This is a genomic window from Bacillus pumilus, from assembly GCF_900186955.1.
Taxonomy (GTDB): Bacteria; Bacillota; Bacilli; order Bacillales; family Bacillaceae; genus Bacillus; species Bacillus pumilus.
In genome coordinates, this window is the sequence record NZ_LT906438.1 from 3,379,564 (window position 1) to 3,405,287 (window position 25,724).

Genomic DNA, 25,724 nt, shown 5'->3' on the forward strand with positions numbered 1-25,724 from the left:
TCGACAAAAAAGAGCACGCAATGCGTGCCCTCTATGCTCGTTAGAGTTATTTACTTGCTTCCGTTTTTGACTGTTTTTGTTGTTCGATTTTCTGCATTTCAACCGAGATCTTTTGTTTTTCATGATCTGTGAGGCTGTCACTAAATTTAAAAGCAGACATAAAGACAAAGACTAAAATTAACGCAACAAACGGCCAGCTTGCTTTTAGAAATTTCATTTCTTCTCTTTCCCTCCGTTTTCTTTTAAGTGTTTAACTTTATCAGCGTGATCTACTTCAAAGAAAATGTGTCCGTCTTTTTCTTTCCAATCCGCATTCGTACCATTTGTCAGCATACGGATAATGGATTTTGATTCAAATGATCCTGCTTTAACCGGAGCAGGTGTTGCTTCTTTGATGTACATTGGGACCACTTCAAATGTCGCTTTTCCATCTTCATTCAGATGATACTGAACAAGTGCAGAATCACGTGTTCTTGACCAGCCTTGGTCAAAAATAAAGTTTCCTAAGCTATAGAAGATCGCCGTGCCGTTATAGACTTCCATTGGCTCAAGAACGTGCGGATGAGCACCGATAATGATATCAGCACCAGCCTTAGACATCGCTCTTGCCAATTCTCTTTGTCTATCGTTTACCTCATTGTTGTACTCCTGTCCCCAGTGAGCATGAACAACGACGACATCTGCCTTTTCAGCAGCCTGCGAAATCATCGGAATAAAGATAGATGGGTCGGCTGGCAAGATACCCGCCTGGCGATTCGTTGCTTTAAAATCTTTCCCATACACATCTGTAAAACCAAGTGTAGCGATTTTGACACCATTTACTTCTTTATACGAAATGTTCTGCTTCGCATCCTGAAGGTTAAGGCCTGCGCCTGTATAATCCATGTCAGCTTGTTTAAAGGCATCAATCGTTTTGTTCAGCCCTTTTTCACCATAGTCTGCCGCATGGTTATTCGCAAAGTTTAATACAGAGAAATTCAAATCCTTCAACGCTTTGACCGAATCCTCATCCGTTTTTAAATGAATATTCTTTTGCGCCGCTTGTTCCCGGTCTGATGCGACTGGATGCTCAAAGTTACCAGTCACATAATCTGACACATCAAAGTATGGCTTGGCATAGCGAAAGAGATGCTGTTTTCCATAGCGGTCGGTTACTTTCTCTACGTTTCTTCCAAACATAATGTCACCGACAAACGAAGCGGTCAGGATGTTTTCTGGATTCTTTTGTACAGTTGGCACTTTTGCTTGCCCGATAAACGTAAATAGAAATGTACAAGCAATGACGATCGGTAAAGCAATCAGCACGTGTTTATTCGTTTTTTTCTTTTGGTTCTTTGTGATTTTCAGCAGCTTTTCCTGAAAGCTCAATTTTTTATTCATCATTGGACACACCTTATCTTAAAATAGATAGTAAACATACATGATGGCAAATGTTGCACCACTTAGAAGTAACGTGCTTCCAAGGGTCATCGTAAGACCTTGCTTTTGAATCGTATTTGCAATCAATCCAGGAACAATAATACCGATTCCGCGGAATTCTGCTATTTCAAATGGGACCACTGGGTAGAAGAAATCAAAGACTAGCTTTAAGGCAATCCCTGTAATCAGCATTGCAGCAAACTTTCTGCGTCCGTATAAAATCATAAATTTCGATAGACCAAAGCGAACGATGACATACGTAAGCAAGCTGACAGATAAGACAACTAAAATGAAGACTGGCTGGTTAAATACAAGCGCCAGATAACCTGGGACAACAAGTCCAGCTGGTACGATTCCTGTTTTTTCTGCAAAGATTAAACTAAGTAGAACACCTAAAATTAACGAGATATAAAGATCTGATCCGAACATTTTCTATATTTCCTCCTAGCTGACAAGCTGCTTAATTTTGTATTCTTGAATTTTTTCGATTAACGGTTCAGCGGCACCATGAATATTGCCGACTCCATAAACCACTCGATTATGAAGCTTTTTCTCAAGCATGTTCATAATTTCTTCTGTAGATTGATATTCAAGGTTGTGTAAGTGGTCAGCCGGAATTTTTCCATCCTCATATGCCTTTACAATTGGATCTGTTGTTTCACCAATTAAGACGAGATCACTTGCTTCAATATAAGGAAGTACATCCTCCGCAAACTGGATCGTTCGATCTACACGATCCGCACGGCAGTTCATGATAATAATCGGTTCATCTGTTGGATATCCAATTTCTTTCACACGCTTCCAAATGTTCAATGTAGATGATGCGTCATTTGCCGCGAAACCATTTACAAAGTGTCCAGGTGTTTTCGCATCCATTAATGGAAGAATTCTCATTGCTCCTGGATCAGGTGGCGCATTTAACATTCCTCGGAATGCCGTATCTTCATCAATTCCTAATGCCTGTGCAACACCAAGTGCAAGTGAGGCATTATCTGGGAAGACCATGTACTCAAATTTCCGTAAATACTCATCAGAAATCTTGGAATTATCTGCAACAATGACTTCTGTATTGCGTTTTTTCGCAATCTCTTTAAAGAAATCCGTATATTCACTATCCGTAATAACCAAGTGTCCATTGTAAGGAATTGTCGCTGTAAAGGCTTCTGCTATTTCATCAAGTGTCGGCCCCATGACGTCCATATGATCTTCAAGAACGTTTACGATCACGCCAATATTCGCTTGAAGCAGCTCTTCCTGAAAGATGATTTGGTAATCTGGATTTACCGCCATACATTCACTGACGATGGCATTTGCTCCTCTTTCAACGGTTTCTCTCATAACTTCCTTCTGCTCACCGATATTCGGTCCTTGCGGTTTCCTTTTAATCGGTTTCTCCTCTGGCGTATCCCAATAAATCATTCTTGCATCTGTTCCCGTTGTTTTGCCGACAGTTTTATAACCTGCCTCCATTAAGATACCGGTTGTCAATCTTGTAACGGTAGACTTTCCGCGAATACCATTAATATTGACGCGCACCGGTAGGGCATCGATATTTTTCTGGTGACGCTTCTTTTCAATAAAGCCAATCCCTAACATGATGACACAGGCTATAACGATTAACCACATCGCTTATCTACATCTCCTTTTTTTATGAGTGTGATATGTAAATTCAATCAACAGTATATAGGTTCAGCATAAAATCACAATCGGTATTATGTAACATAATCTTTCACTTCCTCGTATGCCAAATTCCTCTAATCAGAAGGTGGATTGACCTAGCTCCTCTTTAAATGAAAAGGCCAAAAGACGGACAAAAATCAGCCTGAATTTCCGCTTCAATCAAGAGTAAGCGTTACCATCAAGCATCGAAAAATCTTTTGTCCTTTTCTCCCTAAATTTTTTGACAATTGTTAAGATGTATTTTGAATCAATGTTTTAAAGCCCTTTAAACTCTATAACATCAGTCGTATCAGCGCTTTAAATGAATAGTGCGTGTTTTGGAATGTTTTCGATTTTTGAAGGAACAGGTTAGAAAGTCATCCTCATCGGTCAGAACGCTACACGTTGACCTATGACAAAGGTCACCTCATAAAAAATCAAGTCATATGCTTATTTTCGGGTCACAAAAAATTGGGATAAGATGTAAACTATTGATCATTTCGAAATGCCTGCTCTTTACGATATTCGCTCCTTATGACCCACATAATGAAATATTATTCATTTGTTTTTATCAAGATTCATCATTTCTTAACATTTTTAATATGATTTTAGTTGAAAGTTGTCAGCTTATGTCATGCTTTCAACTAAGATGACGAATAAAATCGGTCTCTCCGCTCACACTATGGTTAAAAAACTGTGAGAGGAGGCTAAAGATGCCAAATACGAATGAGCAAACACGCTTACATTTTTTATCAGGCGGTTTTGAGGAAAAGATTCGAATCCTGAAGAAAGCATTTCAGCAAAGCGCCGATTTTGAATACCGGGAATTAATGGTGAATGAAACGAAATCAGTGCTGTTTTATATTAAAACAAGAGTTGAAGAAAGCAAATTAAACGACTTCATTATCGGCAACTTGCTCGGTCCTCCTGGAGAGCAGAACTATACAAAATCACTTAGTACACTCGAAACAGGAGACTTGACGCTGATTGTTGACAGCATTATTGCAGGAAGCATTGCTTTCCTTGATGAAAAATCCTCACAGATCAAAATATTTGCCGTTGGACAGCCGCCGCTGCGTTCCATTTCTGAACCTTCTTCTGAAAGTATTATTGCAGGCGCACATGATGGGTTTGTTGAGAGTTTAGATACCAATTTATATTTACTGCGGTCACACTTAAATGATCGAAAACTTGCGATCCAGTATCATAAGATCGGCACAAAATCTGAAACAAAGGTTGCGACAGTTTATATTTCTGATATAGCCAATCAAGAAAAGATAGATGAGGTCAACAGACGAATTTCTTCCATTAAAGTAGACACGCTGCTCAGCCCCGGTTCTATTGTAGAAGCGATTGAGGATGATTCATATTCCATCTTCCCGCAGCTCATTGATACAGAACGACCTGACAAAGTGAGATCCGCCATTCTTGAGGGGAGAATTGTTGTGCTGATGGATGGCAGTCCAATGGCTATCATTCTGCCTATTACGTTCTTTAGCTTCTTTCAATCACCAGATGACTACAATAGTCGCTGGATTCCAGCTACGTTTATTCGTATTCTTCGTTATATTGCCTGTATCATCGTTGTGATTTTGCCTTCTTTTTATATTGCGGTCATCGGCTTTCATTATGAGGTAGTCCCGGATGAATTAGCGATTACGATGAAAAATTCCATTATCGGCATTCCTTTTCCGCCTTTAATAGAAGCTATGCTGATGGAGATTACGATTGAGCTCATACGCGAAGCTGGGGTGCGTCTGCCAAAACCAATTGGACAGACCATTGGTATCGTAGGAGGTTTGGTCATTGGGGATGCGGTAGTAAAAGCAGGACTCATTTCGAATGTTCTTATCGTTGTGGTCGCCGTGACTGCTGTTGCTTCCTTTGTTCTTCCTTCGTTTGAAATGACGTCTACCATCAGGATGCTGCGTTTTCCGCTCATGTTCATGGCTTCAATGTTTGGGTTTATTGGCATTTCATTCGGCCTGTCGATCGTCCTGATGAATTTATGTCGCCTTGAATCACTAGGTGTCCCGTACTTATCTCCAGTAGCTCCATTTAACTGGCAGGACTTAAAAGACACTGTGATTCGATTACCGATGTGGATGTATAAAAAGCGCCCTGTTTACTTAAATCCAAAAAAGAAAGAGCAAATTGAAAATTTGAGAGGATGGAAAAATCAAGATGAAAAATAAAATATCTCCACCTCAAGCTGTCTTTTTTATCATTCAATCTCAAATTGGTGTCGGTATTTTAGCCCTGCCTCATTTGCTAATGAAAGATATGGGACATGATGGCTGGATGGCTATCATTTTGGCCTGTTTTTTTATCCAAATCATCAATACCATTTTTATATATATCATTCACAAATATCCTGAGACATCATTTTTCGAGGCGTTAATTGAAGTTTTTGGAAAATGGGTTGGGCGAATCTTAGTGGCTCTTTATACAGTTTATTTCGCCTCAGTCTGTATTGTCGTTCTATCTATTTTCACGAGAATTCTGAGTATATGGGTTTTACCACTTACACCTAATTGGGTCATCAACCTACTACTCATGATATCCATCCTTTACATCGCGAAGGAACAAATTACAGCGATTGTCAGATTCAACTTTATTCTGACTCCTTTTTTACTCTTGTTGTCTCTCATCATGCTGTATTCATTAAAAGGAACCAATATCGACTACCTTATGCCCTTTTTCCAAACGGACTTCTCTCAATTTCAGCTTGGTTTGAAGGATGTTGTATTATCTATGAATGGATTTGAGATGATTCTGATCATCTCTCCACTGATGAAAGGCACCATTAAAGCGCGATACAAGGTCATGACCATTGCCAATATATGCACGACACTTTACTACCTATTTATCACAGTGATTTGTTTTATGTTTTTCAGCCCAATTGAACTTAATATCATTCCGAATCCAGTTCTTTATCTACTAAAAACCATTTCGTTCGGTGTGATTGAGCGGACGGATTTAATTTTTCTTAGTTTCTGGGTATTTGTCATTTTAGCCACACTCAGTAACTATCTCTACTTCTGTGCAAATGGCGTAGCAAGTATTCTCAAGAAAAAAGACCACAAAAAATACGTCTTTTATTTTGCCATTTTGATCTATGCGGCTAGCTGCTATCTTGCAACCGATAATTTTAGAATTCAACGCTTTAATGACTTTACCACCATTGCGCAATATTCATTTATTTACACACTCCCGATCTTTATGGCCATTATCATCTTTTTCAAACATCGTAAAGGGAAGGTGAAATCACATGCGTCATAAATACATACTGACTTTGCTCATATGTGTGTCTCTCATATTTATGCCTGGCTGCTGGGATCAAAATTTATTAAAGAATATCTCTCTTGTTTTAACCTCTGCCGTTGATCAAGGAGAGGATGACAATGCGAAATACTCGATTACTTATCGAAAGGTTCAGCAGTCTCAAAGTATGGAGCAAGGAAATACAGGCAGCTTTTTAACCACTCTTCTCACAACGGAAGCACCTACTTTAAGAAAAGCAAGAACCAACTTCAGCCGGATTGTGGATCAAAAAATAGACATGTCGAAAATGCGGGTGATGCTGATCGGTGATGAATTTGCCCAAAATCGTCTTCTGCCCTACTTAGATATGTTTTATCGTGATCCGAAAAGCCCCCTCCTCGCAAATCTTGCCGTTGTTCAAGGGGGGACCTGTGAAGAAGTGATTAACTCGCTGCTGAAGGAAAAGCTCATTGTGAGTGACTATTTAAATAACTTGATCACAACCGCATCACGCTCCTCCCAAGTAGCACCTAAAAACATGCAAAGTATTCGATCTAAAATGCTCCAAACTGGAGAGGACTTCACATTGCCCTTAATCCATTTTGATCAATCGAAGAAATTAATCAGTGTAAAAGGTGTTGCCCTATTTGATAATGAGAAAAAGAAAGGCGAGTTGTACGGTCAAGATGCGATCTTGCTCACCGTCATGGACGGAAAAATGGGCAAGTATGCCAACTTCACAAAAAAAGTGAGAAGTGACATGAAGTCAAAAGAAAACAATTACATCACCATCCAAGTCACTGATGTGAAGAGAGACATCGAGATTCTGAATCCTGATCATCGAAACTTAACATACTCACTCAAATTTGAATTTAATACTTCTGTCCTTGAGTACCCAAAGGATAATCTAGATACAGACAAAAAAATTGAAATGCTGAACAAAAGACTTTCAACCATCTTGACAAAAGAAGCAGAAAAAATTATTGCTACATTACAAGAAGCAAATTCTGACGTCTTAAGCCTCGGCAGAAAATATAGAGTGAGACATTATGATGAGTATATAAAAATGAATTGGGTCACCGATTATCCAAATGTAAAAATCATCCCAAAAGTAAAAGTCAATATTACACAAACAGGGATTATTAGTTAAGAAAAGGAAGAGTTCATCTTTCTTTTCTTTTTTTATTTTTTTAAGATTGTCATTTAAAAGCTTTCATGATAATCTATTTGTGTAAACGGTTACACATTCACGAAGGGAGGCACTCCATTGGCTACCATTAAAGATGTTGCAAAAGCTGCACAAGTGTCTGTTGCCACTGTGTCTCGCGTGCTTAACGATACTGGATATGTCCATACAGATACGAAAACCCGTGTGACACAAGCGATGCAGGAGCTGAACTACTTTCCCAATGAAGTGGCTAGATCCCTTTTCAAAAGAGAATCCCGCTTAATCGGTTTGATCTTGCCTGATATCACAAACCCCTTCTTTCCTCAGCTTGCTAGAGGCGTAGAGGATGAGATTCATGCGCAAGGTTTTCGGTTATTATTCGGAAACAGTGATGAAGATCGAGAAAAGGAATTGGCTTATTTACAAACATTTAAACAAAATCAAGTAGTCGGTGTCATCGCTGTCACAAACGAACCTGAATCAGATATATACAATGATGATGAATTGCCGGTTGTGTTCTTAGATCGAACCGTCTCGCATGCACCTTCTGTATCTGCAGATACTGCAGCTGGCGGGAAAATGGCTGCAATGGAATTAATCAGGCGCGGCAGCCGGCAGATCACACTGCTGAAAGGACCTGCCCACCTTCAAACAGCGAGGCAGAGATTCAAGGGTGCACTCGATGTACTGACCGAAAAGGGTGTCGACTTCCATGTGATGTCTAATGCTTCGTTTTCTTTTCAAGAAGCCCGTAAGAGTGCCAAGGCTCTTTTCCAGCTGTACCCTGAAACAGATGGCATCATTGCCAGTAACGACATCGTCGCAACAGCGGTCATTCACGAAGCACTTCGGATCGGAAAAGCCGTTCCAGAGGATGTTCAAATCATTGGGTTTGATGATATTCCGCAAAGCGAGCTGCTCTTCCCTTCCCTATCGACGATTAGGCAGCCTGCCTATGAGATGGGAAAAGAAGCGGCACAGCTGTTAATCAAAGCGATTCAGAAACAACCTATAGATCAACCAGTTATCCAAATGCCCGTCTCTTTTATTGAACGAGAGACCACAAGAAAGGTGGATTCACAATGAGTCATATTGTCGTAGTAGGAAGCTGTTCAATGGATTTAGTCGTCACTTCGAATAAACGACCAAATGCCGGTGAAACAGTGTTAGGCGAATCATTTAAAACCGTCCCAGGCGGAAAAGGCGCCAATCAAGCAGTCGCCAGTGCCAGACTCGGTGCTGATGTATACATGGTCGGCCGAGTCGGTGATGACGCTTATGGTCAAGATATTCTCAGCAATCTACAAGATCAAGGGGTCCGCACCTCATATATGAAACCGGTTACCGAAATGGAAAGCGGCACGGCTCATATCATTTTAGCAGAAGGTGATAACAGCATTGTCGTGGTCAAAGGGGCAAATGACGAGGTCACTCCTGACTATGTGAGAGAAGCACTTTCTACAATAGATGATATTGGAATAGTGCTCATTCAGCAGGAAATACCTGAAGAAACGGTCGAAGCTGTCTGCGCCATTTGCAGTGAAAAAGAAATCCCTGTGATTTTAAACCCTGCACCTGCCCGCAAAGTATCGCAGCAAGTTTTAGACCAGGCTGCCTATATTACACCGAATGAGCACGAGGCTGTTCTCATGTTTAATGGACTCCCAATTGAAGACGCCTTGCGTCAATACCCTAACAAATTACTGATTACAGAAGGGAAAAATGGGGTTCGATATTTTGACGGATTGAAAGAAGTGCTCGTCCCAGGCTTTCCAGTCGAAGCAGTTGATACAACAGGAGCAGGCGATACCTTTAACGGAGCCTTGGCTGTCGCCTTAACAGAAGGCAAATCTCTCTATGACGCACTTGCATTCGCTAACCTTGCAGCATCAATGTCTGTCACCAAGTTCGGTGCACAAGGCGGCATGCCAACAAGAGAAGAACTGGAGAGAAAAAAATGAAAAAAAACGGCATCTTAAACAGTCATATCGCCAAGGTACTTGCTGACCTTGGTCATACAGATAGAATCGTCATCGCAGACTGCGGCCTGCCGATTCCAGAAGGTCCAGTCAAAATCGACCTGGCACTATCAATCGGCACACCGTCCTTTCAGGAGGTCACCTCCCTCCTTCTTCAAGAAATGGCGGTTGAACACATTACTGTAGCTAGTGAAATCAAAGAAGCCAATGAGCGAGATCATCTATTTTTAAAGAAAGCGTTCTCACAGCCATTACATGATGTAGACCACGAGACGTTCAAAGACATGACCAAACAGGCAAAAGCAGTCATTCGCACGGGTGAAGCCACCCCATACGCAAACTGCATTCTTCATGCCGGTGTCATCTTTTAAAAGGAGGAGCCAGATATGAACATTGAGATGCATAACATCCATAAGGCCTTTGGAAAAAACACCGTTCTTTCCGGGGTCTCCTTTGACCTCGTCACAGGTGAAGTTCACGCGCTCATGGGTGAAAATGGCGCAGGAAAATCAACTTTAATGAACCTGCTCACAGGTCTTTATTCATTAGACCAGGGAACGATTCAAATCGACGAGAAAGAAACCGCTTTCAAAAATCCGAAGGAAGCGGAACAACACGGTATCGCCTTTATTCATCAAGAGCTCAACATATGGCCAGATATGACCGTCTTGGAAAACCTATTCATCGGGAAAGAAATCTATACGAAATTTGGATTGCTAGACATAAAGAAAATGAAGGTTCTTGCCCAAAGCCAGCTGGACCGATTGTCTGTGAACCTCTCGCTTGATCAAGAGGCAGGCAGCTGCTCTGTTGGACAAAAACAGATGATTGAGATTGCAAAGGCATTAATGACGGAAGCGAAGGTCATCATCATGGATGAGCCAACAGCAGCTCTTACAGACCGTGAAATTGAAAAGCTCTTTCAGGTCATTGAATCTCTCAAAAAGGAAGGCGTATCCATCGTCTATATTTCTCACCGTATGGAGGAAATTTTTGCGATCTGTGACCGGATTACCATCATGCGCGATGGGAAAACGGTCGATACGAAAGCCATACCTGAAACAAATTTCCATGAGGTCGTCAAAAAAATGGTCGGCCGCGAATTAACAGATCGATACCCTGAGAGAACGCCTTCTTTAGGAGATACTATCCTTGAGGTGAAGCAAGCGACAAGAAAAGGACAATTTCAAGATATCAATTTCTCCGTTAAAGCTGGAGAAATCGTCGGTGTTGCAGGCTTAATGGGCGCTGGCAGGACCGAAATGATGCGGTCACTGTTTGGTCTTGATCCTCTTGATCAAGGGGAAATCTGGGTTCATGGGAAAAAGGCTATCATTAAAAAACCAAGTGATGCCGTCAAGCTCGGCATCGGCTTTATCACAGAGGATCGCAAAGATGAAGGACTCATGCTGGATGCATCCATTCGAGAAAACATTGGTCTGCCAAACTTAGAAAGCTTCTCTCCAAAGGGACTGATCGATAAGAAAAACGAACAAGATTTTGTTGACCTGCTCATCAAAAGATTGACGATTAAAACGGCTTCCTCTGAAATCTCGGCTCGAAGTCTCTCTGGTGGAAATCAGCAAAAAGTCGTCATCGCCAAATGGATCGGCATCCAGCCGAAGGTCTTGATTTTAGATGAACCGACAAGAGGTGTCGACGTCGGAGCGAAACGAGAAATCTACCAGTTAATGAATGAACTGACTGATCGAGGTGTTGCCATTTTAATGGTCTCCTCTGAGCTCCCAGAAGTTCTAGGGATGAGCGATCGAGTGCTTGTCATTCATGAAGGAACCATCAGCGGAGAATTAAATAAAGCAGACGCAACACAAGAACGAATTATGACACTAGCTACAGGAGGGAAGTAACATGAAACCACTTACTTCAAATGGACGATTTGACAACATCATGCAAAAGCTTGGGCCATTCTTAGGACTCATCATCCTTGTCGCCATTGTTTCTATTTTAAACCCAGCCTTTTTAGAACCATTAAACATCCTAAACTTACTGAGACAAATCTCCATTAATGCCCTCATTGCCTTTGGAATGACGTTTGTTATTTTAACCGGAGGAATTGATTTGTCTGTCGGTGCCATTTTAGCACTTTCTAGTGCACTGACTGCCGGATTTATCGTGTCTGGTATGGACCCGATTTTAGCTATTATCGTTGGCTGTATCATCGGCGCTATTCTTGGGATGGTCAACGGTCTTTTAATCACAAAAGGAAAAATGGCTCCTTTTATCGCAACACTTGCCACGATGACGATTTTCAGAGGGTTAACACTTGTTTATACAGACGGCAACCCGATTACAGGACTCGGTTCTAATTATGCCTTTCAGTTATTTGGCCGCGGGTATTTCTTAGGCATTCCTGTTCCAGCGATCACGATGCTTCTCACCTTTATCGTGCTCTGGGTGCTGCTTCATAAAACGCCTTTCGGCAGAAGAACATATGCAATCGGTGGGAATGAAAAAGCTGCGCTCATTTCAGGAATCAAAGTACCGCGCGTAAAAATTATGATCTATTCATTAGCAGGGTTCATGTCTGCTCTAGCAGGTGCGATCTTAACATCTCGTCTAAACTCAGCCCAGCCAACAGCTGGTACGTCCTATGAGCTTGATGCAATTGCTGCCGTTGTACTTGGCGGGACAAGCCTTTCCGGCGGAAGAGGGCGAATTGTCGGCACACTGATCGGGGTGCTTATCATCGGTGTCCTGAACAACGGTATGAACTTACTTGGTGTATCATCATTCTATCAATCTGTTGTGAAAGGGATTGTCATCTTGATTGCAGTCCTACTAGACAGAAAGAAATCTGCTTAAGGAGGCAGCTGCTATGAAAAAATATCTCATTCTCATTCTGACTCTCTCATTGTTCATGCTTTCTGCCTGCTCGCTAGAACCGCCAGAGTGGGCCAAATCAACAAAAGATGGGAAGAAAAAAGACATCAAAATCGGTCTCTCGATCTCGACCTTAAACAATCCATTCTTCGTTTCTCTTAAAAACGGGGTGACGAAAGAAGCGAAAAAGCTTGGCATCGAAGTCGTCATTGCAGATGCTCAAAATGATTCAGCAAAACAAACAAGTGACGTAGAAGATTTAATTCAGCAAGGGGTCGACGCATTACTTATCAACCCAGCTGATTCGTCTGCTATATCGACTGCTGTTGAATCAGCGAATGCTTCTGATATTCCTGTCATCACATTAGACCGCTCAGCTGAAAGCGGAAAAGTAGAAGCACTTGTTGCCTCAGATAACGTCAAAGGCGGCGAAATGGCAGCTAACTTTATTATCGACAAGGTTGGTAAAGGAGCAAAAGTCGCTGAATTAGAAGGTGTACCAGGCGCTTCCGCTACACGTGAGCGCGGAAAAGGATTCCATCAAATAGCAGATAAAGATCTAAAAGTGACTGCAAAACAAGCAGCTGACTTCGACCGAACAAAAGGATTGAACGTCATGGAAAACCTCCTTCAAGGAAACCCTGACATCAAAGCCGTTTTTGCCCACAATGATGAAATGGCACTTGGCGCTCTAGAAGCGATTCAAAGTTCTGGGAAAGACATTCTTGTCGTTGGCTTTGACGGAAACGAAGATGCACTCAGCTCGATCAAAGCAGGAAAACTATCTGCAACAGTTGCGCAGCAGCCAGAGCTGATCGGAAAACTAGCAGTCGGTGCTGCAAGCGACGTCTTAAAAGGGAAAAAGGTAGAAAAGAACATCGCAGCTCCACTGAAACTAGAACAGAAAAAATAAACACAAAACCCCCGACTTCCCTCGGGGGTACAGATGGTTGACAAAGGGCTTTAGTCCTTTGTCTTCTTTTCATTTCATTCTGGTCTTTTCAACACAAATGACGTCCCTAAATGGGCGTAATCATTTCCCGCTAAACGTGCGACTGGCTTTAATTCATGAGTCGAAACATATCCTTTTTCTGCATCATATACAGCCTCATCTAAATGCGCACACACAACCCGGCCAATGATATGATCGACTGTGATCTCCCCTTCATCATTTTGAAAGGTAAGATGCTTTTCAAGCTGACACTCAAAGCGAATACGCGCTTCCTGAATGCCCGGCACTGACACGACATGACTCTTTACTTGATGAAGACCGGTTCGATCCAGCTCACTCTCATCCTGTGGCAGCGTAGCAGCTGTTTCATTAATATCTTCTATTATCGCTTCATCACTCACATGGACCACAAATTCTCCTCTGTCAATCATATGCTGCGCTGTGTCTTTCATCTGACCTTCGCGTCGTCCGATAGAAACTGCGAGGAGCGGCGGGTGTCCGCTGATGACATTAAAGAAACTAAATGGTGCGGCATTGACAACATCGTCTTTAGACAGACTTGTAATAAACGCAATCGGTCGTGGAACAATAGAGCCCGATAATAATTTATATGCTTCTTTTCTTGATAGCTGATCCATTTGCAACGTAATCAATTCAGACACGCCTCCTTTTGGTGTATCGACATCATACCATACCTCTTTTTCTATGCCTCTGATTCAGGCTCGGTGCGATGCAGGATATGGTGGACAAGATGAAATAAAGCAGGATTATGATTTTCTCGTCTATAGGAAATCGTCCATTCTGCCAGAAGCTGTTCACCTTCAATGGACCGATACACAACATCTAGATTAAATAAACGCCGGGCTGATTTCGGAATGACCGCAATGCCGATACCAGCTGTGACAAGGCCAATCACCATTTGATATTCAGCCGCTTCCTGCACAATATTCGGAGAAAACCCGTACTTTTCACATAGCAGGACAAAGTGTTGATAAAGGGACGGCCATGATTCCTGTGATAAAGAAATAATCGGTTCATGACGAATATCTTCGATCGTGACCGCCTCTTTTTTCGCCAGCGGATGATTTTTCGGAATCGCAAAAATACATTCACTTTGCTTCATCAAACGGCTGACCAGTTCTTCATGAGGAGATGTAGGATGTAAAAAACCGATATCAATCTCCCCATTTAAAAGCGCTTCTAACTGCTGCGGAACAGAAAGCTGCTCCAGTTCAATACTGACAGAGGGATACAGCTCTCTGAATTCGCGTACAACTGGCGGCAGAATATCATACGTCGCTGTTCCAACAAACCCTATGATGATTCTTCCCAGCTCTCCTCTTGCTGTATGCCGGGCATGATCAACGGCTTTATCAAGCTGATGCAGCACACCCCGCACCTCATGTAAAAAGACCTTTCCAGCAGCTGTTAGCTCCACCACTCGCTTCGACCGGTGAAACAAAGGAAACCCCAATTCTTCTTCAAATTGCTTAATTTGCTGACTAAGTGGAGGCTGTGTCATATTCAACCGTGCGGCTGCTCTGCCAAAATGCAGCTCCTCCGCTACTGTGACAAAGTATTGCAAATGTCTCAGTTCCATCCTTTCACCCCTCGCACACTTATTCGTGAAACATATTAAAACCACGTTAAACAGATATTGGAAATTTTCCATTTTGAAATGTATAGTAAATCATATCATGAAAATATATTTTCATAAAAAATTTTACTTGCCGAAAGGAGTGCGGGGTAAATGAATTCTCAAGCACAACCCCTAACAAGACGAGGAGCAGAATTGATTGTTGATACGCTGATTGCTCAAGGTGTGACCCATGTTTTTGCAATTCCAGGTGCAAAAATTGACGCCGTATTTGATGTATTAAAAGACAGAGGTCCAGAGCTTGTCCTATGCAGACACGAACAAAATGCCGCCTTTATGGCAGCTGCTGTCGGCCGCTTAACCGGCAAACCAGGTGTTTGTCTCGTCACATCAGGTCCTGGCGCATCTAATTTAGCAACAGGTCTATTAACAGCCAATACAGAAGGTGATCCTGTTGTCGCAATCGCTGGAAACGTCATTCGTGCGGATCGGCTGAAACGAACACATCAATCACTCGACAATGCGGCATTATTCAAACCAGTCACAAAATACAGTGTTGAAGTACAAGACGTTCATAATATACCCGAAGCCTTAACAAATGCTTTTCGCGCGGCACAAAAGGGGCAGGCTGGTGCAGCATTTATCAGCTTTCCACAAGATGTCGTGACAGAACACACCACACAAATACCAGTGTCTGCTCACCCTTCTCCAGAACTAGGTCCTGCACCGGATGCTCTCATCAGCTCGGCTATCGCCAAAATTCAAAATGCACACTTACCTGTTGCCATTGTGGGAATGAAAGCAAGTCGTCCAGCTGCTGCAAAGGCCACAAGAACATTATTGAAAACACTTGGAATTCCATTTGTCGAAACGTACCAAGGAGCCGGCGTTCTCTCAAGAGAGCTTGAGTCTCAATATGTAGGCAGAATCGGTTTATTCCGAAATCAGCCGGGGGATCTTCTCATTGAACAAGCAGATGTCCTTTTAACCATCGGCTTTGATCCAATTGAATACGATCCAAAGCATTGGAATATTCAGCCGAAGCAGCGACAGATCATCCATGTCGATGACATCCAGGCAGATATTGACCATTTTTATGAGCCGGCGCTTGAGCTTGTTGGCAATATAGCTGAAACCGTTAAACATCTAGCCCATGACAGTGTTCCACTTTCTCTATGCAAAGAACAAATTGAATTCGTCACTGAATTGCAGGAGCTGTTAAGCGACATTGAAAAAGCACCAGAAAGAGAAAGCCATCTATCTCACCCGCTGGATGTCATTCATACATTAAGACGCCTGATTCCTGATGACACGAAGGTCACATGTGATATCGGGTCTCACGCGATTTGGATGTCGCGTCACTTCCGCGTCTATGAGCCGAACACATTCCTCGTGAGCAACGGAATGCAAACATTAGGCGTCGCCTTACCTTGGGCCATTGCGGCTTCCATATTGAATCCAGATGAAAAGATCATTTCGGTCTCTGGTGATGGCGGTTTTCTCTTCTCTGCAATGGAGCTAGAAACAGCTGTCCGCATGAAAACAAATCTTGTTCACCTTGTTTGGAATGACAGCACATACGACATGGTGGCATTTCAGCAGGAAATGAAATATGACCGCACATCCTGCGTTGAATTCGGACAGATCGACTTAGTGAAATATGCGGAAAGCTTTGGAGCGACTGGATTACGGGTTAACTCACCTGAAGAGCTTTCAACTGTCCTCCAAAAGGGTATAAACATAGAAGGACCCGTTATTATTGATATTCCGATTGACTATCAAGACAACCCAGACCTCGCCAGTCAAAAATGGCCAGAAGTCTTTCGTGAAAATCGCACATTGAACGTCTGATAAGATGTCCATACATTACACCAAAGGAGTGAGCGGATATGGGTATGATGCACCCAATGAATCAACACAGCGACACAAAACAACATGACAAACAGCAAGAGGTCTATCAAGTATCGACGATGACCTCTTTGCTGGAAGCCGTATATGATGGAGATTTCTCCCTTTCACAAATTCCCGAGCACGGTGATTTCGGTATTGGTACATTCAATCAATTAGATGGAGAGCTGATCGGCTTTGATGGCGCATTCTACCGACTGCGCTCGGATGGAACAGCGACACCGGTTACCAATCAAGACTATTCACCCTTCTGCTCTTTAGCATTCTTTGAAACAGATATCGTTCATCGAATTGATGCAGCCATGACGAGCAAAGAGCTAGAAGAAGAAATCGACCGCATTTTACCAAGTAAGAATGTGTTTTATGCAATCCGAATTGATGGATCATTCAAAAAGGTGCAAACACGTACGGTCGAAAAACAGGAAAAACCTTACGTTCCGATGGTGGAAGCAGTCAAGTCACAGCCCATCTTCGATTTCGAGGATATTCAAGGAACGATCGCCGGTTTCCGTACACCGCAGTACGCACATGGTATTGCAGTGAGTGGATATCATCTTCATTTCATTGATGACGATCGAAGTGTCGGCGGACACGTTTTTGATTACACTGTTGATCAAGTGACCATCCGAATTTCTCAAAAACGTCATATGAATTTACACTTGCCAAATACGCAGGAATTCTTCCAAGCAGACATTGATCGAGCTGACCTCGCACAACAAATTGCCAGTGCAGAAAGCAGTCCAGATCAATAAAATAAAGACATCCCGGTGATCCCGGGGTGTTTTTTTATGCAAAAAGAATACTTATCACTTCATTATATTTCATTTCGTTAGTAAATTTAAATTCACTCATTCTATTCGTAATGAAATATGTTAAAATATCAACAGAAGAAAGGTGGTCATACGGTGTCAAACGACTATAGCATTCCGAACTTAACATTAGATGAAAGAGATAAACAAATTTTATCCATATTACACGAGGACGGGCGTATGTCCTATACAGATCTCGGGAAACAAGTCGGTCTTTCACGTGTTGCTGTACAAGCCCGTATACAGCAGCTCATTGAAGCAGGCGTCATTGAACGATTCACAACGGTCATCAATCCTGCTAAGATCGGCATTCATGTTTCTGTCTTCTTTAATGTAGAAGTGGAGCCGAAATTTTTAGAAGCAGTCGCCCTTCAGCTTGAGCAGGAAACAGCTGTCACAAGTCTTTATCACATGACAGGGCCAAGCAAGCTGCATATGCATGGCATTTTTCAAAATGAACAGGAAATGGAGACATTCCTGACAAAAAAACTGTACCCGCTAGAAGGCGTCGTGAGTGTGGACTGCCAAATGCTCATTAAACGATACAAAAGCCGAATGGGCATGAAATTGTAGACAGGAGTTGAAGCACTTGCAATCATATATCGAACTCATCATCGCTATGGTGCGAACCGGTATTCTCGGTTTTGGCGGAGGTCCTTCCGTCATACCACTCATTCGCCATGAAGCGGTGGTGAAATATCAATGGGTCAATGATGACGAGTTTGGAGAAACACTCGCCATCGCCAACGCATTACCAGGTCCGATCGCGACCAAAATGTCAGCATATCTCGGCTATCGATTGAAGGGCGTATCCGGCGCAATTGTCGCAACAGCTGCCCATATTTTACCGACATGCCTCGCCATGGTGGCACTCGTCACACTTGTCAGCGTCTTAAGCTCCTCACAAATCATTCAAAATATGATTGGCGCCGTGACACCAGTTATTGCCGTCCTGCTCGGGATCATGGCATACGAGTTTGGTCAAAAAACGCTGAAAGGCTTCGGAATGATCTTCGGGATCGCTCTGTTCCTTCTTGCCTTTATCGGGCTACAGGTGCTGTCCATTCATCCAGGAATCATTGTTATCATCTTTTTATGCTATGGTGCTTTTCATTTCAAACTGAAACAACGCTGGAATCGACCAAATAAAGAGAAAGGAGTGTCTTCATGATGCTGATTTTCTTTTTATTCTGGGCATTCTTCTTGTCCAATCTATTAGGATATGGCGGAGGACCTGCATCCATCCCGCTGAATTATGAAGAAATCGTCAACCATTTTCATTGGATGACGAACGAAGGATTTTCCAATATGCTTGCTTTAGCCAATGCACTGCCAGGACCAATTGCGACGAAAATCGCGGCATATGTCGGCTATGACGTCATGGGCTGGCCAGGCTTTATTGTGGCACTGCTTGCAACTGTACTGCCATCAGCCATTGGATTGATTTTATTGCTCAAGCTGATTGACCGTTTTCGCCAATCCCCTGTCGTCAAAGGCATGACCTTATCCGTCCAGCCTGTCATTGCGATGATGATGCTTTTATTAACATGGGAAATTGGCGGAGATGCAGTGAAAGCCATTGGCTGGACGCAGTCGCTCGCCATTGCCGCGATCTCCTTTTTCTTTATGACTAAATTCAAAATGCACCCCGCCTTTCTCATTGTGGCTGCCTTTTTATATGGCGGATTCATTCTGCCGCATTAAAAAAACCGATAACATGACCTGTTATCGGTTACAAATTGTTGACAAATGGCTAAAATGAATTTTATTTTAGCCATTTGTCTTCCTTTCAGCGTGATAGAAAACCTTTGAAGTCTAGGAAGAGCGAGCACTGGAGCAGAGCGAATTTGACATTCGTGAGCACCAGCGCGCAGGTCTGACAACGAATGCGAGGGTTTGTCTACACGCTAAAACCGATAACATGACCTGTTATCGGTTTTCTTTTACATATATATTGGAGAAACCGGTCTGCGCCCAATCGAATGATACTCGACTCCTGCTTGTTCTGCCGCTTCAAGCGTATGGCAGTTTCGCCCATCGAAAATAAGCGGCTGTCTCATCCATTCCTTATAGGACGTAAGCGGGAACGTCTGAATTTCTGTCCACTCTGTTAATATACAAGCTGCATGGACATCCTTTAGCGCTTCTTCAATCGTATGAGCAAACACGACTTTTTCAGGTAGCTCACGAGCGGCATTGCGTGCGGCAACAGAATCATACGCCACAAGCTCCGCGCCTAATTGATGGAGTTCATGAGCAATTGGAACCGACGGCGCCTCCCTCATATCGTCTGTATTCGGTTTAAAAGCAAGGCCAAGAAGTGCAATTCGCTTTCCTTCAAGATTTGATCCCAGTCTCTCCTGAATACTTCGGATAAAACCGGCTCGCTGCTCATTGTTTACTTTGATAACAGCCTTTAACAGCTCAAAATCATGCGACACATGCCCTGCGATTTGGACAAGTGCATTTGTATCCTTTGGAAAACAAGAACCTCCGTAGCCAATCCCCGCCTTGAGAAATGAAGAACCAATCCGCTGATCGAGCCCCATTCCCTGCGCCACCCATTCAACATCAGCACCTGTTTTTTCACAAATGGAGGCAATCTCATTCATAAAGCTGATTTTGGTCGCAAGGAAAGCATTTGATGCATACTTGATCATTTCTGCACTTTTTCGGTCTGTCTTGACCACTGGCAGGTGGAAATGAGCATACATCTCCTCGAGCCGGTCTAATACAGCTTTTGTTTCAGCCCCAATAACAAGGCGATCTGCCCTCAATGTATCTGAAATGGCAGAGCCTTCTCGTAAAAACTCTGGGTTAGATGCAATCGATAATGGCTCATTCCGTCCTAATTCTTGATGGATCATATGTTCGATTTGATCACCCGTTCCAACAGGCACCGTACTTTTCACCACAAGAACCGCACCTGATTTCGCTTTTGTACCCATCTCCTTTGCGGCTTGAAACACATATTGTAAATCAGCTTGGCCATCTGCCTGCTGCGGGGTGCCAACCGCAATCATTAACACACCTGCCCGCGGGTAGGCTGCCGCTCCATTTATGTGAAATTGAATTCGTCCTTGCTCAAGATTGCGTTTCAGCAGTTCTTTTAATCCTGGCTCATACATTGGTGGATGTCCCTGTTTCAGCTGCATGACCTTTCTCCGGTCAATATCAATACACGCCACATTGTGCCCTGCCTCCGCTAAACACACACCTGTGACCAGTCCCACATATCCACAGCCTGCAATTGCAATATTCATGACACCATCAGCTCCCCATACGCCTTATGCTTGTAATGACATCGTATGCTGGGAGCTTTCGTTCCATTCATAAAAGCATACAAAAACCCCCTGCCATCACCAGCAGGGGGTCACTATTATGAAACAAGACCATTTCGAATATGAGCAATCAGATTTTCAAGCATTTCTTTTGTGGTGACGTCATTTGAATTCTCACCAATATCATGAGCGTACATCAAAATTTTTAAAAACTCTTCTTGATTCAAACCCTTATTATCCATGTCTGTATCCTTTCGATTCCACTAATTTCATTATTATATGCTGTAAGGTTGGTTTATGCAATACTCTAATACATCATTCGACAGCTTTTGAAATTTATGACCATTTTCATGAAAAACTTTTTTATAAATCACCATTGAGCTATAATAAAAGAATTGGAATCTTTTACTTGGTTAGGAGCGGATCAAATGCTTCAGCACAACATCAACGAGGAAGAAATCAAACAAACAGCCGAACAGATCAAAGAACTTCTTCCTGCAACAGATGAAAACAAACAACTCATCAAAAAAGCATTGATTACTTATAGACAGGACAGTGTATATCGTCTCAAGCAAGAATCTGATACGGAATGGTCAGCTTATGTACATGATGTCGTGGCAGCAAGAGTCCACCTTCATGTGCTGTTTCCTGTGAGAAGCAGCTGCTCATGTCCGGCAGATGGACTTTGTAAACACATTCTCGCTGTCTTCTTTTCGCTATACGCTCAAGTGGAGAGTGTGACTGGATTTACAGAAAATTGGTCAGAAAAGGATGAATTACAGCGCAGCAAAGAATTGATTCGTCAGCACTTCCAAGTGAAGCGCCCAGACGAACAATCACTTCAAAGCTGGCTGAATTTTTTCCAAGAGGAATTTAACCTCTGGCTGAAACGGACACCAAAGCACCAGCAAACACCGCAGCATTTGTATTACGGCTATTTATCGATCCTAAAAAAACACGCACCTCATTCTCCTGAATTTAAGAGTTTGTATGCGATTCATACGTCAATCGATGTGTGGCTAAGGATTCATGAATTAATCGACCTTGGCCAGCTTGATGCCGAGAAGGACTTTTATTCCATGAATCCATATGTCGAACAGCTTATGAACACCATTTTCGATTCAGTGGATCACTTGAAGACATACGCCCTTTCCTTTTCCCTCGATCCGTTTCTTGAAAACACACCAACTGCCGTTCGGACACTTCTTCAAATAAACGGACCTTTCCAGCATGAACGAGTAGCGGTCTTTATGGAGATTTGGGGCACCATATTAAATAGAGGGAAATGGGTTAAAAAAGAAACAGAATTACTAAGGAACGCTCAGAAGCAAGAACAAACGGTTGAACGTACCATCGGATTGATGCACATGGATTATTTACTGAAAGAAGACGATAGCCTTTTTCAGCAATTAAAGCTGCTCAATGCAGATATGCTGCCAAATGTGCTCAATTGGCTGAAGGATCTGACAAACCGCAAGGACTGGAAGCGGCTCAAGCTCTGGTATCATGAGATCACCTATATTTTAGAGGAATATTGCCAGCTCGACCTTTCCTACAGAGAACTGCGAGGAGCCGTCAGTGATTTCTTCTTTTATTTAGACGCATACTTTAAGCAGACGAAGGATCATCATTTATATGAACGCTACCTCCAGATTTGCATGCCCTATGCGTTTACTGAATATAGTCAGCTATTATATGCACAACAGCGTTATGCAGAATGGATTGAGATTCACAGCCTTGTTGGTTTCTCCATCAGTGAACTGGAGAAGGATCTGATCAAACAAATTGCAAAAGAGGAGCCTGAAGCGCTCATTCCATCATATCACCGTGAAATCTCACAGCTTCTCGATCAAAAGAATCGAAGTGCTTACCGAGAATCTGTGAAAATGCTAAAAAAACTGCGCACGCTTTATCATAAAACGAAAAAAACTGCGATTTGGGAAAGATATGTAAAGCAGCTACAGGATTCAACGAAACGGCTGCGTGCGTTCCAAGAGGAAATGAAGAAAGGAAAATTAATTGATGACACGCCATAAACAAATTGTCATTCATGCAGAACAAACAGAAGATTTCTCTTTCACCATTTCAGCGCAAGCAGAGGACGGACACCCTGTTCCGCTTAATGAAATGAAGAGGCAGCTTTTCCAATGGCACGAATCGTCTTTTTACGGAACATTTTTAGAAGATGTGAGCTTTATTGGCACACCTGCCTTCCTGCTAAGCCCTTGGATGACCGTCGAACTGCTAGGAAAAAATTCGTTTAATACCTTTAGTCATGTGACACTAACCGATGAAACGGAACCACTGATGAAGACCGCCTCCACCATTTATGAATTCATTGAGGATGAAGATTTCATTCCCGATTACGAGGCATGGACAAAAGGTGTGCTTCGTTTTAAAGACAAAGAAGGACTATTAGATGGCTATACGGCTGAGTGGTTCTCCTTTGCCGTACAGGATTATATTCAATTTGATAATGCCTTACAGCACAAATGGAACCGGATGACAGAACAATCGCCTGCGCTCTCATCCTTCCAAGGACATTTTTTAGATGAGCAGGATTTCTTGGAAACGATTGGCTGGATTGATGACGACACACCTTTCACTGTCGGCTTGCGTTTAAATGAACCGGATTTCGACGGAGATGATTGGAAAATCGAATTGTTTTTGCGTGATAAGAAAAACAGCGACCTTCACTTTTTTGAAGGCATCCGTTCATTGAAAAGGTCTTGGCATCCGTATCAAGATAAAATCTCAAGAGAGCTGGAACGATTCGGTCAAATTGTCCCTTGGCTCTCTTTCACATCTGGCACCACGCTCATGTCAGAAGACGAAGCATGGCTCTTCCTATCTGAAGCAAGTGAAACACTTGTGAATATGGGCATTGAGATCCTGCTCCCATCGTGGTGGCAAATTGTCAAAGAAAGCACCATGATGCTAAAAGCAAGGATTTCCTCTACCCCGAGAGGCGAGTCGCATGTCGGAATGGATGCCTTGATGGACTTTAATTGGCGCTTCGCTACAAACGGCATCGAGCTGACAGAAGATGAGTTCAACGAGCTTGTCCAAAGTAAACGGCGCCTTGTCAATATTCGTGGACAATGGATCAAAATCGATCCAACCTTCATCCAGCAAATGAAAAAATGGATGGAGCGTGCCGAAAATGAAGGGCTGCACATGTCTGATATTTTGTCACGTGAACTGGCAGATCAAGAAGCATCCTCTGAATCGATTCCAGAGCTGCTAGACAGCTCAGCATTTGCACATATTCAATTTGAACTTTCGTCTCAATTAAGAGGGCTTGTTCATCAGTTAAATGATACGCATGAGCTGCCTTCCTACGAAATGAGTGAGTCCTTCAAAGGCACACTCAGGCCGTATCAGCAGCATGGTGTCAACTGGCTGTTATTCTTAAGATCTCATGGATTTGGGGCTTGTTTAGCAGACGATATGGGTCTTGGAAAAACGATTCAAATGATTGCGTATTTCACATATTTAAAGGAGCAGGAGCAAAATGCCGCTCCATCCCTTATCATTGCGCCGACCTCTGTTTTAGGAAACTGGCAGCGAGAGCTTGAAACCTTCGCACCACATTTGAATGTTGCCTTGCATTACGGGCCATCGCGTCCTCAAGGGGAACACTTTACAAAGGCATACGAGTCAACAGATATTGTCCTGACGTCTTATGGACTCTCACATTCTGATCGTGATGAATTAACGTCATCAAAGTGGGATACGATTTGTTTAGACGAAGCCCAAAACATTAAGAATGCCCATACGAAACAATCGAGAGCGATCAGACAGCTCAAAGGGCAGCATCACATTGCCCTTAGCGGGACACCTATGGAAAACCGTTTGACAGAGCTTTGGTCCATTTTTGACTTCGTCAACAAAGGATATCTCGGCAGCCTGACGAGCTTTCATAAGAAATTCGTTCTGCCGATTGAAAAAGACCGTGATGAAAAAAGAATTGAACAGCTGCAGCAGCTGATTAAGCCTTTCCTATTAAGACGAACAAAGCAAGATGAAGAGGTCGCCCTGAACCTGCCTGAGAAACTCGAAGAAAAAGAATTCATTCCGCTATCTGCTGAGCAGGCTTCTTTATATGAACAGCTCGTGAAAGATACATTCGAACACATGGCTTCGTTAACAGGAATGCAGCGGAAAGCCATTATTTTAAGTATGCTCGGCAGACTCAAACAGATTTGCGATCACCCGGCTCTCTATTTAAAAGAGAGTGGAACCGATGTGAAACTGCTGAAACGTTCATTAAAAATGGATAAACTCGCAGAGCTGTTAAAAGCAATACATGAGCAAGGAGAAAGCTGCCTCATTTTTACGCAGTATATTGGAATGGGGAATATGATCAAGCAGTTGGCGGAAAAAATGTTTGGAGAACCAGTTCAATTTTTAAATGGCAGTCTGTCCAAACAGGAACGGGATAAAATGGTGGACCGCTTCCAGAAGAAAGAATTCAACATCTTAATTCTCTCTTTAAAAGCAGGAGGAACAGGACTTAACCTAACCGCCGCAAACCATGTCATTCACTACGACAGATGGTGGAATCCTGCTGTGGAAAACCAAGCGACCGACCGTGCTTATCGAATCGGACAAAAACGATTTGTTCACGTCCATAAGATGATTACAACGGGCACGATTGAAGAAAAAATCGATCAAATGCTCGAAACAAAGCAAACGTTAAATGATCAAATTATCCAAAGTGAAAGCTGGATTACAGAGCTATCGACAAACGAACTAGAGGATTTATTCACATTAAGTGCCGCCGCTCAATCATCTTAATCCAAGCAAAAAGAGGACTTTTCTCAAACATGATGAAAAGTCCTCTT

24 protein-coding genes are annotated in these 25,724 nt (G+C 42.7%); 16 read left to right on the forward strand and 8 right to left on the reverse strand.

Translation table 11 applies throughout. The annotated features are described in order from the left end of the window. Positions 1 to 46: 46 nt before the first annotated feature. Genes edmS through pgsB form a run of 4 tightly spaced genes read right to left on the reverse strand, consistent with a single transcriptional unit; the run spans position 47 to position 3,045 of the window. On the reverse strand, positions 47 to 217 hold the full coding sequence (edmS, locus tag CKW02_RS20360) for an extrachromosomal elements maintenance protein EdmS (protein ID WP_003213661.1): 171 nt from the start codon (positions 215 to 217) through the stop codon (positions 47 to 49). Next, complete coding sequence (locus CKW02_RS17660; RefSeq protein WP_034620154.1) at positions 214 to 1,380, reverse strand: CapA family protein; 1,167 nt, start codon at positions 1,378 to 1,380, stop codon at positions 214 to 216. The genes edmS and CKW02_RS17660 overlap by 4 nt, the downstream gene beginning before the upstream one ends. Positions 1,381 to 1,398: 18 nt before the next feature. Beyond that, the gene (gene pgsC / locus CKW02_RS17665) at positions 1,399 to 1,848 is read right to left on the reverse strand and encodes a poly-gamma-glutamate biosynthesis protein PgsC (RefSeq protein WP_003213696.1); all 450 of its coding nucleotides are present in this window, start codon (positions 1,846 to 1,848) and stop codon (positions 1,399 to 1,401) included. 15 nt (positions 1,849 to 1,863) lie between these two features. Beyond that, positions 1,864 to 3,045 (reverse strand): poly-gamma-glutamate synthase PgsB, encoded by a 1,182-nt coding sequence (gene pgsB, locus CKW02_RS17670; protein ID WP_012011489.1) that lies wholly within the window; start codon positions 3,043 to 3,045, stop codon positions 1,864 to 1,866. 746 nt (positions 3,046 to 3,791) lie between these two features. On the opposite strand from pgsB, the gene CKW02_RS17675 reads away from it, so the two are divergent. The 9 genes from CKW02_RS17675 to rbsB all read left to right on the forward strand — a co-directional run bounded on the left by CKW02_RS17675 (position 3,792) and on the right by rbsB (position 13,243). After that, positions 3,792 to 5,273 (forward strand): spore germination protein, encoded by a 1,482-nt coding sequence (locus tag CKW02_RS17675; protein ID WP_095117899.1) that lies wholly within the window; start codon positions 3,792 to 3,794, stop codon positions 5,271 to 5,273. Beyond that, a complete protein-coding gene (locus CKW02_RS17680) occupies positions 5,263 to 6,360 on the forward strand; it encodes a GerAB/ArcD/ProY family transporter (protein WP_095117901.1) in 1,098 nt (365 codons plus the stop codon). The genes CKW02_RS17675 and CKW02_RS17680 overlap by 11 nt, the downstream gene beginning before the upstream one ends. Continuing rightward, on the forward strand, positions 6,350 to 7,492 hold the full coding sequence (locus tag CKW02_RS17685) for a Ger(x)C family spore germination protein (protein WP_003214945.1): 1,143 nt from the start codon (positions 6,350 to 6,352) through the stop codon (positions 7,490 to 7,492). Before CKW02_RS17680 ends, CKW02_RS17685 begins: the two co-directional genes overlap by 11 nt. 117 nt (positions 7,493 to 7,609) lie before the next feature. Further along, complete coding sequence (locus CKW02_RS17690; protein WP_003215185.1) at positions 7,610 to 8,596, forward strand: LacI family DNA-binding transcriptional regulator; 987 nt, start codon at positions 7,610 to 7,612, stop codon at positions 8,594 to 8,596. Then, positions 8,593 to 9,471 (forward strand): ribokinase, encoded by an 879-nt coding sequence (gene rbsK / locus CKW02_RS17695; RefSeq protein ID WP_003215224.1) that lies wholly within the window; start codon positions 8,593 to 8,595, stop codon positions 9,469 to 9,471. Before CKW02_RS17690 ends, rbsK begins: the two co-directional genes overlap by 4 nt. Beyond that, positions 9,468 to 9,860, forward strand: coding sequence for a D-ribose pyranase (rbsD, locus tag CKW02_RS17700; RefSeq protein WP_003214894.1), 393 nt, complete (start codon positions 9,468 to 9,470; stop codon positions 9,858 to 9,860). Before rbsK ends, rbsD begins: the two co-directional genes overlap by 4 nt. 15 nt (positions 9,861 to 9,875) lie before the next feature. Then, complete coding sequence (locus CKW02_RS17705; RefSeq protein WP_003214730.1) at positions 9,876 to 11,357, forward strand: sugar ABC transporter ATP-binding protein; 1,482 nt, start codon at positions 9,876 to 9,878, stop codon at positions 11,355 to 11,357. Between the two features lies 1 nt (position 11,358). Beyond that, the gene (gene rbsC, locus CKW02_RS17710; protein ID WP_003215300.1) at positions 11,359 to 12,312 is read left to right on the forward strand and encodes a ribose ABC transporter permease RbsC; all 954 of its coding nucleotides are present in this window, start codon (positions 11,359 to 11,361) and stop codon (positions 12,310 to 12,312) included. A gap of 13 nt (positions 12,313 to 12,325) precedes the next feature. Further along, entirely contained in the window at positions 12,326 to 13,243 is a 918-nt protein-coding gene (gene rbsB, locus CKW02_RS17715) for a ribose ABC transporter substrate-binding protein RbsB (RefSeq protein WP_003215132.1), read from the forward strand. Positions 13,244 to 13,317: 74 nt separating this feature from the next. On the opposite strand, the gene CKW02_RS17720 is transcribed toward rbsB, so the two are convergent. Both CKW02_RS17720 and alsR read right to left on the reverse strand, forming a co-directional pair. Beyond that, positions 13,318 to 13,920 (reverse strand): flavin reductase family protein, encoded by a 603-nt coding sequence (locus CKW02_RS17720; RefSeq protein WP_050782684.1) that lies wholly within the window; start codon positions 13,918 to 13,920, stop codon positions 13,318 to 13,320. 65 nt (positions 13,921 to 13,985) lie between these two features. Beyond that, positions 13,986 to 14,882, reverse strand: a complete 897-nt coding sequence (alsR, locus tag CKW02_RS17725; RefSeq protein WP_003214707.1) for an acetoin biosynthesis transcriptional regulator AlsR — start codon at positions 14,880 to 14,882, stop codon at positions 13,986 to 13,988. Positions 14,883 to 15,032: 150 nt separating this feature from the next. Here alsR and alsS point away from each other — a divergent pair, with 150 nt between their 5' ends. The 5 genes from alsS (at position 15,033) to CKW02_RS17750 (ending at position 19,300) form a co-directional block, all read left to right on the forward strand. After that, entirely contained in the window at positions 15,033 to 16,730 is a 1,698-nt protein-coding gene (alsS, locus tag CKW02_RS17730) for an acetolactate synthase AlsS (protein ID WP_003214562.1), read from the forward strand. A 38-nt stretch (positions 16,731 to 16,768) separates the two neighbouring features. Beyond that, positions 16,769 to 17,539, forward strand: coding sequence for an acetolactate decarboxylase (budA, locus tag CKW02_RS17735; RefSeq protein ID WP_003215261.1), 771 nt, complete (start codon positions 16,769 to 16,771; stop codon positions 17,537 to 17,539). 153 nt (positions 17,540 to 17,692) lie between these two features. Beyond that, positions 17,693 to 18,169: a chromate efflux transcriptional regulator ChrS gene (locus CKW02_RS17740; RefSeq protein ID WP_003214832.1), complete on the forward strand. Its 477-nt coding sequence runs from the start codon at positions 17,693 to 17,695 to the stop codon at positions 18,167 to 18,169. A gap of 16 nt (positions 18,170 to 18,185) precedes the next feature. Continuing rightward, the gene (locus CKW02_RS17745) at positions 18,186 to 18,767 is read left to right on the forward strand and encodes a chromate efflux transporter ChrB (RefSeq protein ID WP_003214813.1); all 582 of its coding nucleotides are present in this window, start codon (positions 18,186 to 18,188) and stop codon (positions 18,765 to 18,767) included. Next, entirely contained in the window at positions 18,767 to 19,300 is a 534-nt protein-coding gene (locus tag CKW02_RS17750) for a chromate efflux transporter ChrA (protein WP_034620321.1), read from the forward strand. Before CKW02_RS17745 ends, CKW02_RS17750 begins: the two co-directional genes overlap by 1 nt. A gap of 239 nt (positions 19,301 to 19,539) precedes the next feature. On the opposite strand, the gene CKW02_RS17760 is transcribed toward CKW02_RS17750, so the two are convergent. Together CKW02_RS17760 and CKW02_RS20365 are read right to left on the reverse strand one after the other, a co-directional pair. After that, positions 19,540 to 20,859, reverse strand: coding sequence for a UDP-glucose dehydrogenase family protein (locus CKW02_RS17760; RefSeq protein WP_003215232.1), 1,320 nt, complete (start codon positions 20,857 to 20,859; stop codon positions 19,540 to 19,542). Between the two features lie 116 nt (positions 20,860 to 20,975). Beyond that, positions 20,976 to 21,119, reverse strand: a complete 144-nt coding sequence (locus tag CKW02_RS20365) for a YwzD family small protein (RefSeq protein WP_003214884.1) — start codon at positions 21,117 to 21,119, stop codon at positions 20,976 to 20,978. 186 nt (positions 21,120 to 21,305) lie between these two features. Here CKW02_RS20365 and CKW02_RS17770 point away from each other — a divergent pair, with 186 nt between their 5' ends. Together CKW02_RS17770 and CKW02_RS17775 are read left to right on the forward strand one after the other, a co-directional pair. Continuing rightward, entirely contained in the window at positions 21,306 to 22,913 is a 1,608-nt protein-coding gene (locus tag CKW02_RS17770) for an SWIM zinc finger family protein (RefSeq protein WP_003215123.1), read from the forward strand. Next, on the forward strand, positions 22,900 to 25,677 hold the full coding sequence (locus CKW02_RS17775; protein ID WP_003215307.1) for a DEAD/DEAH box helicase: 2,778 nt from the start codon (positions 22,900 to 22,902) through the stop codon (positions 25,675 to 25,677). The genes CKW02_RS17770 and CKW02_RS17775 overlap by 14 nt, the downstream gene beginning before the upstream one ends. The last annotated feature ends 47 nt before the right edge of the window (positions 25,678 to 25,724 follow it).

Coding starts and splice junctions, on each gene's coding strand:
- rbsB (WP_003215132.1), top strand. CDS start 12,326: ATGAAAAAATATCTCATTCTCATTCTGACTCTCTCATTGTTCATGCTT.
- CKW02_RS17770 (WP_003215123.1), top strand. CDS start 21,306: ATGCTTCAGCACAACATCAACGAGGAAGAAATCAAACAAACAGCCGAA.
- CKW02_RS17775 (WP_003215307.1), top strand. CDS start 22,900: ATGACACGCCATAAACAAATTGTCATTCATGCAGAACAAACAGAAGAT.
- CKW02_RS17760 (WP_003215232.1), bottom strand. CDS start 20,859: ATGAATATTGCAATTGCAGGCTGTGGATATGTGGGACTGGTCACAGGT.
- pgsC (WP_003213696.1), bottom strand. CDS start 1,848: ATGTTCGGATCAGATCTTTATATCTCGTTAATTTTAGGTGTTCTACTT.
- pgsB (WP_012011489.1), bottom strand. CDS start 3,045: ATGTGGTTAATCGTTATAGCCTGTGTCATCATGTTAGGGATTGGCTTT.
- rbsK (WP_003215224.1), top strand. CDS start 8,593: ATGAGTCATATTGTCGTAGTAGGAAGCTGTTCAATGGATTTAGTCGTC.
- edmS (WP_003213661.1), bottom strand. CDS start 217: ATGAAATTTCTAAAAGCAAGCTGGCCGTTTGTTGCGTTAATTTTAGTC.
- rbsC (WP_003215300.1), top strand. CDS start 11,359: ATGAAACCACTTACTTCAAATGGACGATTTGACAACATCATGCAAAAG.
- CKW02_RS17675 (WP_095117899.1), top strand. CDS start 3,792: ATGCCAAATACGAATGAGCAAACACGCTTACATTTTTTATCAGGCGGT.
- CKW02_RS17705 (WP_003214730.1), top strand. CDS start 9,876: ATGAACATTGAGATGCATAACATCCATAAGGCCTTTGGAAAAAACACC.
- CKW02_RS20365 (WP_003214884.1), bottom strand. CDS start 21,119: ATGGATAATAAGGGTTTGAATCAAGAAGAGTTTTTAAAAATTTTGATG.
- CKW02_RS17750 (WP_034620321.1), top strand. CDS start 18,767: ATGCTGATTTTCTTTTTATTCTGGGCATTCTTCTTGTCCAATCTATTA.
- CKW02_RS17680 (WP_095117901.1), top strand. CDS start 5,263: ATGAAAAATAAAATATCTCCACCTCAAGCTGTCTTTTTTATCATTCAA.
- budA (WP_003215261.1), top strand. CDS start 16,769: ATGGGTATGATGCACCCAATGAATCAACACAGCGACACAAAACAACAT.
- rbsD (WP_003214894.1), top strand. CDS start 9,468: ATGAAAAAAAACGGCATCTTAAACAGTCATATCGCCAAGGTACTTGCT.
- CKW02_RS17685 (WP_003214945.1), top strand. CDS start 6,350: ATGCGTCATAAATACATACTGACTTTGCTCATATGTGTGTCTCTCATA.
- CKW02_RS17720 (WP_050782684.1), bottom strand. CDS start 13,920: ATGGATCAGCTATCAAGAAAAGAAGCATATAAATTATTATCGGGCTCT.
- alsS (WP_003214562.1), top strand. CDS start 15,033: ATGAATTCTCAAGCACAACCCCTAACAAGACGAGGAGCAGAATTGATT.
- alsR (WP_003214707.1), bottom strand. CDS start 14,882: ATGGAACTGAGACATTTGCAATACTTTGTCACAGTAGCGGAGGAGCTG.
- CKW02_RS17660 (WP_034620154.1), bottom strand. CDS start 1,380: ATGAATAAAAAATTGAGCTTTCAGGAAAAGCTGCTGAAAATCACAAAG.